The following is a 6,476-nucleotide window of genomic DNA, read 5'->3' on the forward strand; positions in this document are numbered from 1 at the left end:
GGCCAGCGGCCTGGGCCGCCGCGCGCAGATTGCCGCAGCGCGCCTGTGCGCGGCCTTGGGCGCCAAGGCTTATGCCGAGACCTTTCCCGCCAGATCGGAGCGCGGCCGGGGCCTGCCGGACTTCGACCGGCTGCCCTACTTCCCGGAACCCGCGCGCGCCGCGCTGGACGCCGCCGACCTGGTGGTGCTGGTGGGGGCGCTGCCGCCAGTGACGTACTTTGGCTATGCCGGCCACCCCAGCCGGCTGGTGCCGGCTGAGCGCCTGCTGGAGCTGGCGGCGCCTGGCCAGGATGCCGCTTCGCGCCTGGAAGCGCTGGCCGAGCTGGCGGGCGCGCCTGCTTTTGCGCCTGCCGCCGCGATGCTCCCCGAACCGGTCCCGGGCGTCTTGACACCGCAGTCGATTGCCGCCGTGGTGGCGCGCGCTTTGCCGGATGACGCCATCGTCTCGGTCGAGGGCGGCACCTGCGGTTATCCGCTGTACGCCGCGTCCGCCGGCGCCGCGCCGCACACGGTGCTGACCAATACCGGCGGCGCCATCGGCCAGGGCCTGCCCGTCGCCATGGGCGCGGCGATCGCCTGCCCGGACCGGCGCGTGGTGGCCGTGCTGTCGGATGGCAGCACCCAATACACGATCCAGACGCTGTGGTCGCTGGCGCATGAAAACCTGCCAGTCACGGTGCTGATCGCCGCCAACCACCAGTACGCCATCCTGCGCAACGAGCTGCGGCGCGGCAATGCCGTGCTGGGCGAACGCGCGGCCGAACTGACGTCGCTGGACCGCCCGCGCATCGATTGGGTCGGGCTCGCGTCCAGCTACGGGGTGCAGGCTAGCCGCGCCGCCACCTCGGAAGAGCTGGCCGCGCAGCTGGCGTCGGCGCTGCGCCAGCCGGGACCGGTCCTGATCGAGATGGCGCTGTAGGCGCCGCCATATATATAAGGAGATTCAAAGCATGGACTTGCAACTCAAGGGGAAAGTGGCCGTGGTCACCGGCGGCAGCCTGGGCATCGGGCGCGCGGTGACGGAAGCGCTGGCGGCCGAGGGCGTGCGCGTGGCCATCGTGGCGCGCCGCCAGGCGCAGCTGGACGAGGTGGCCGCCGAGATCACCAAGGCCACGGGCGTGGAAGTGCTGGGCGTGGCGGCCGACGTGTCGGACACGGCCCAGGTCAACGCCATGATGCAGCGCGTGGCCGAACACTTTGGCCGTATCGACATCCTGGTCAACGGCGCCGCCCATCCCGGCGGCCTGGTGCGCAGCGAGATCGACGAGGCCGATCCCGAGGGTCTGCTGGAAGACATCAACATCAAGGTGGTGGGCTATATGCGCTGCGCCAAGGCCGCGGCGCCGCACATGCGCCAGGGCGGTTTCGGCCGCATCGTCAACATCGGCGGCTTGACCGGGCGCGGCAGCAAGCAGCTGTCGGGCATGCGCAATGTGGCCATCTGCCACCTGACCAAGACCCTGTCGGACCAGTTGGGTCCGCATGGCATCACGGTCAACGTGATCCACCCCGGCGTGGTCGAAACGCCCCACATCCACGAACTGTACGAAAAGGAAGCCGCCAAGCAGGGGCTGACCGCCGCCCAGGTCGAGGCCAACTACGCGCGCGCCACCCCCATACGCCGGGTGCTGCAGCCGGCGGAAATCGCCGACGTGGTGCTGTTCCTGGCGTCGCCGCGCGCGGGGGCCATCACCGGCGAATCGCTGGGGGTGGACGGCGGCATCACGCGCGGCATCTTTCTTTGAACCGCTGATTCTTGTTCGGGAGTCTGAATATGCAAGGCACGATACTGGTCGGCACGGCCGGCCAAGGAATATTGCGCAGCGTGGATGACGGCGCCTCCTGGCACCGCCTGGGCCTGAAGGAAGCCATCGAGTTCGACGGCACGGTCCGCGCCCTGGCCGTGGACCCGGCCGACCCGCGCCGCGTGTTCGCCGGCGCCGACGCCGGCATGTGCGTCAGCACCGACGGCGGCGCGCATTTCGCCAGGGTGGACAGCCCCATGAACGGCATGACCGTCTGGGCCATCGCCATCGACGCCAAGGATCCGCGGCGCATGTACGCGGGCACCGGCGCGCCGTCGCGCGCGGCCATGTTCCGTTCGGTGGACGGCGGCGCCAGCTGGCAGCGGCTGTCGCCGGAACTGCCCGAGTTCTGCCGCGGCGTGAACCGCCCGCGCATCCTGTCGGTCTGCGTCGACCCGGACGACGGCCGCGAGGTCTGGTTCGGGGTCGAGGAAGGGGGCCTTTGGCACAGCCGCGATGGCGGCGATAACTGGTCGCGCCAGGATGAAGAAGGCAATGCCGATGCCATCGCCAATCCCGACATCCATTGCGTGGCGGTGCTGCCGGCCACGGCCAGCGCGCCCAAGACCGCCATGGTGCTGACCGTGAACTCCGTCTACCTCAGCGAGGACGGCCGGCGCTGGGACGGCGTGGCGTCCAAATCGCGCTTCGACGGCATGTACTACACCCGTACCGTGCAGGCGCTGCCGAACGATCCCGACGCGTTGCTGCTGGCCATCGGCGACGGCACGCCCGGCACGCGCAGCAAGATCTACCGCTCGTCCGACCGGGGCCGCAACTGGCAGCCGGCATTGCTGCACACGGCGCCCAATTCCACCTTCTGGGCCTTCGGCGTGCACGTCGCCGATTCGCGGCTGGCTTTCGCCGGCACCAAGTACGGCCATTTGTTCCGCTCTACCGACAGCGGCCGCAGCTGGTTCAAGGAATGGCGCGATTTCAGCGAAATCACCGCCGTGGCCTGGACGCCGTACGCCGCGCCCGTGGCCGCGCATCCCCAGTCCATCAACTGATACCCCGTCCGAGACCGCCATGTCCATCACCACCACGCTTGCGCCGGCAGACCGCCGGCCGCGCATCGCGCGCACCCACCTGGCCCTGTTCGTGCGGGACCCGTTCGCTTCGGCGCCCTGGTACGAATCCGTGCTGGGCATGCAGGAGACCGCGCGCGGCGAGCAATGGGTGTTCCTGTCCTTCGGGCGCAAGCACCACGACATCGCCCTGATCCGCGCGGCGGACGGCGAACCGGCGCGCGGCCCGGTCAACATGCAGCACTACGGCCTGGAGATCGAGGGCGACGTGGACGAGCTGCGCCGCCTGTACGGCATGTTGCTGGCCAAGGGCGTGGAGGTGGTGAAGATCACCGACCACAAAGTCGGCTACGGCCTGTATTTCACCGATCCCGACGGCCACCGCTTTGAATTCTTCTGCGAAACCGTGCACGGCGACGAAGAGGGCAAGCGGGTCCTGCATGACCACAACGCGCCCAGCGTCCCGATGACGCTGGATCCTCTTTGATCGCCCGCGCGGCGCCTCCATTTCCGATCCGACATTTTTCTGGAGCATCCATGAGCAACACCAACTTTGGCCCTTACCGCATCCGCAAGTGGTATTTGCAGATCGAAGACACCCTGGCCACTGAAACCGGCGAACCCGCCGACGGCGAACCGCTGCGCAAGATCGTCATCGCGGCGGCGCTGCACAACCCCTACGCGGGCCGCTTCGAGCGCGACCTGTCGGCCTACGTCGAACCCTCGGGCATGCTGGGCGAGGAATTCGGCCGCCGCGTCATCGAAGCCGCCGGCGGCCAGCCGCTGGAGAGCTATGGCAAGGCCTGCGTGGTGGGCACTGACGGCGAGTACGAGCACGGCAACGCGCTCTTGACCACTATCTTTGCCGAACCGATCCGCGCTGCCCTGGGCGGCGGCAAGGCCTGGGTCCCGTCCACCGGCAAGCGCGGCGGCCCCGGCACGGTCATCGATATTCCGCTGGCGCACAAGGACGCGCTCTATGTGCGCTCGCACTACGACAGCGTGACCGCGCTGTTCGGCGACGCGCCCAACCGCGACGAAGTGCTGATCGCCTTCGCCTTCGCCACCCGCGGCCGCCTGCACGCGCGCCTGGGCGGCATCGCCGCCAGCGAGATCGAAGGCAAAGACGGACTCTGCTGAGGGAAGCCACCATGCAACGCCGCGATACAGATATGGCCGTCAACGGCATGACCCTGCATCTGACCGAGTGGGGGCCGCAGGAAGGCCGTCCGCTCTTCATGCTGCACGGCATCCGAGGCTACGCCGAGACCTTTGCCGGCATCGCACAGGCGTTGCAGCCGGGCTTCCGCGTGCTGGCTTATGACCAGCGCGGCCGCGGCGCCAGCAGCTGGGATCCGGGGCGCAACTACTACACCGACGCCTATGTGGACGATCTGGCGGGCGTGGCCGACGCGCTGGGTCTGGACAGCTTCGACCTGCTGGGGCATTCGATGGGCGGCATCGCCGCCATCGTCTTCGCCGCCAGGTATCCGCAGCGTGTGCGGCGCCTGATCGTCGAGGACGCCGGACCCGCCGCGTTTGAAGGCAGCGCGGGCGCGGCGCGCATCCAGCGCGAACTGCGCGAGACGCCCGCGTCCTTTCCCGACGTCGGCGCGGCCCGCGAGTACCTGCGCGCCTTGCGGCCCAGCGTGACCGAGGCCGCCCGCGAGGAACGGCTGCGCCACATGCTGAAGGAGGACGGCTCGGGCGGCTGGACCTGGCGCCATGACCACGCCGGCATCGCCGCGACCCGGCTGGATCCCGATCCGGCGCGCGTGGCGGACCTGTGGCCGCAGGTCGAGGCGCTGGCCTGTCCGACACTGGTGGTGCGCGGCGGGCGTTCGGACTACCTGCAGGCTCGGACCGCCCATGACATGGCGGCGCGCAACCCGAACGTGGAGTGGATCGAGATCGCCGGCGCCGGCCATTACATCCACGACGACCAGCCCGAGGTCTTCAATCAGGCCGTGGGCGGGTTCCTGCGGCGCGCCTGACCCGCCGCCCGCAAGGCCAACGACAAGAATCCAAGGGAGAGCCAATATGGCGCATATCGTAGAAGTGCCGGTGCTGGTGGTGGGCGCCGGGCCGGTCGGCGTGACGCTGGCCAACCTGCTGGGCAGCCATGGCGTGGAAACGCTGGTGCTGGAACGCAACCAGGACGTGCTGGACTATCCGCGCGCGGTAGGCCTGGACGACGAGGCCATGCGCACCTTCCAGAGCGCGGGCCTGGCCGATGAGATGCTGCGCGACATGATCCAGAACGTGCCCATGCGCATGTACACGCGGACCAAGCGCTGCTTCGCCGAGATCCTGCCGGCCACGCGCGAGTTTGGCTGGTATCGCCGCAACCTGTTTTCGCAGCCGTTGGGAGAACGCACCTTGCGCGCCGGGCTGGAGCGTTTTCCGCATGTGACGCTGGAGCTGGGCAGCGAGCTGCAGTCCCTGGAGCAGGACGAGCGCGGGGTCACGGTGCGGGTGCGCCAGGCCGACGGCGCCGAGCGCGAGATCCGCGCGCAGTACCTGCTGGCCGCCGACGGCGGGCGCAGCACGGTGCGCGAACGCCTCTTGCAACTGCCGTTCGACGGCAATACCCACCCGCGCAAGTGGGTGGTGATCGAATGCGACCAGGATCCCCTGGACGCGCCTTACACCGCGCTGCATTGCGAGCCGCGCCGCCCCTATGTCTGCCTGCGCCTGCCTTACGGCCTGCGGCGCTGGGAGTTCATGCTATTCCCCGGCGAGGATGGCGAGCAGATGCTGCAGCCGGAAAAGGTGCAGGAACTGCTGCGTCACCACGTGGCCGATCCGGGCAGGCTCAACGTCATCCGCGCCCGCGTCTATACCCACAATTCCCGCGTGGCGCGCAGCTTCGTCTCGGGCCGGGTCTGCCTGGCGGGCGACGCGGCGCACCTGACCCCGCCCTGGATCGGGCAGGGCCTGAACGCCGGCCTGCGCGACGCGTTCAACCTGGCCTGGAAGGTGGCCTGGATCGTGCAGGGCCGCCTGGACCCCGCCGCCTTGCAGAGCTACCACGATGAGCGCCACAGCCATGCGCGCGCCATGATCTCGCTGGCCGACATGTTCGGCGCCATGCTGTCGCAGACCAACCCCGTGCTGGCGGCGCTGCGCGACACGTTCTTCCTGTCGATCCGGAACATTCCGAAGATCCGCGACTATGTGCTGCAGATGAAGTTCAAGCCCATGCCGCGCTACAGCCGCGGCGTGGTGGGCGATAGCGCGGACCGCGCACAGCGCGAGTGCATCGGCCGCATGTTCATCCAGCCGCTGGTGGAATGCGAAGACGGCGTTACGCTGCGCATGGACGAGGCGCTGGGCGCGGGATTCGCCCTGATAGGCTGGCGCCGGGATCCGCGCGCCGGGCTGCCGCCGGCCCTGCGGGCGCAGCTGGACAAGCTGGGCTGCCGCTACGTGGCGGCGCAGCGCTCGCGCAGCGGTTGCGATCCCGACGAGCTGCAGGCCGGAGCCTTGCCCGTGCTGCAGGACACGGAAAACGCGCTGCATTTCTGGTTCCAGCGCACCCGCGCCGACTGGGTGCTGGTGCGTCCGGACCGCTACGTTGCCGCGCTGGGAAGGCGCGAGGACGCCGCTGACGCCCTGGGCCGCTTTGCCGCCCGCTTTGTGC

7 protein-coding genes are annotated in these 6,476 nt (G+C 69.4%); all 7 read left to right on the forward strand.

Going from position 1 to position 6,476, the window contains the following annotated elements:
* The coding region (locus tag WBB14_RS17645) for an acetolactate synthase large subunit (RefSeq protein WP_424240981.1) at positions 1–919 on the forward strand (919 nt) is incomplete at its 5' end.
* Positions 920–950: 31 nt separating this feature from the next.
* Positions 951–1,745, forward strand: coding sequence for an SDR family NAD(P)-dependent oxidoreductase (locus WBB14_RS17650; RefSeq protein ID WP_424240982.1), 795 nt, complete (start codon positions 951–953; stop codon positions 1,743–1,745).
* Between the two features lie 29 nt (positions 1,746–1,774).
* Positions 1,775–2,815 carry a WD40/YVTN/BNR-like repeat-containing protein gene (locus tag WBB14_RS17655; RefSeq protein WP_424240983.1) on the forward strand — a complete coding sequence of 347 codons (1,041 nt, stop codon included), beginning with the start codon at positions 1,775–1,777 and terminating at the stop codon, positions 2,813–2,815.
* Positions 2,816–2,834: 19 nt separating this feature from the next.
* Complete coding sequence (locus WBB14_RS17660) at positions 2,835–3,320, forward strand: VOC family protein (protein WP_424240984.1); 486 nt, start codon at positions 2,835–2,837, stop codon at positions 3,318–3,320.
* 50 nt (positions 3,321–3,370) lie between these two features.
* A complete protein-coding gene (locus WBB14_RS17665) occupies positions 3,371–3,973 on the forward strand; it encodes an amino acid synthesis family protein (protein WP_424240985.1) in 603 nt (200 codons plus the stop codon).
* Positions 3,974–3,984: 11 nt separating this feature from the next.
* Positions 3,985–4,827 (forward strand): alpha/beta fold hydrolase, encoded by an 843-nt coding sequence (locus tag WBB14_RS17670; protein ID WP_424240986.1) that lies wholly within the window; start codon positions 3,985–3,987, stop codon positions 4,825–4,827.
* Positions 4,828–4,873: 46 nt separating this feature from the next.
* Positions 4,874–6,476 (forward strand): bifunctional 3-(3-hydroxy-phenyl)propionate/3-hydroxycinnamic acid hydroxylase (locus tag WBB14_RS17675; protein ID WP_424240987.1); only part of this gene is annotated, 1,603 nt, incomplete at its 3' end.

It is taken from the genome of Achromobacter sp., assembly GCF_049647645.1.
In the GTDB taxonomy this organism is placed as follows: domain Bacteria; phylum Pseudomonadota; class Gammaproteobacteria; order Burkholderiales; family Burkholderiaceae_B; genus Achromobacter.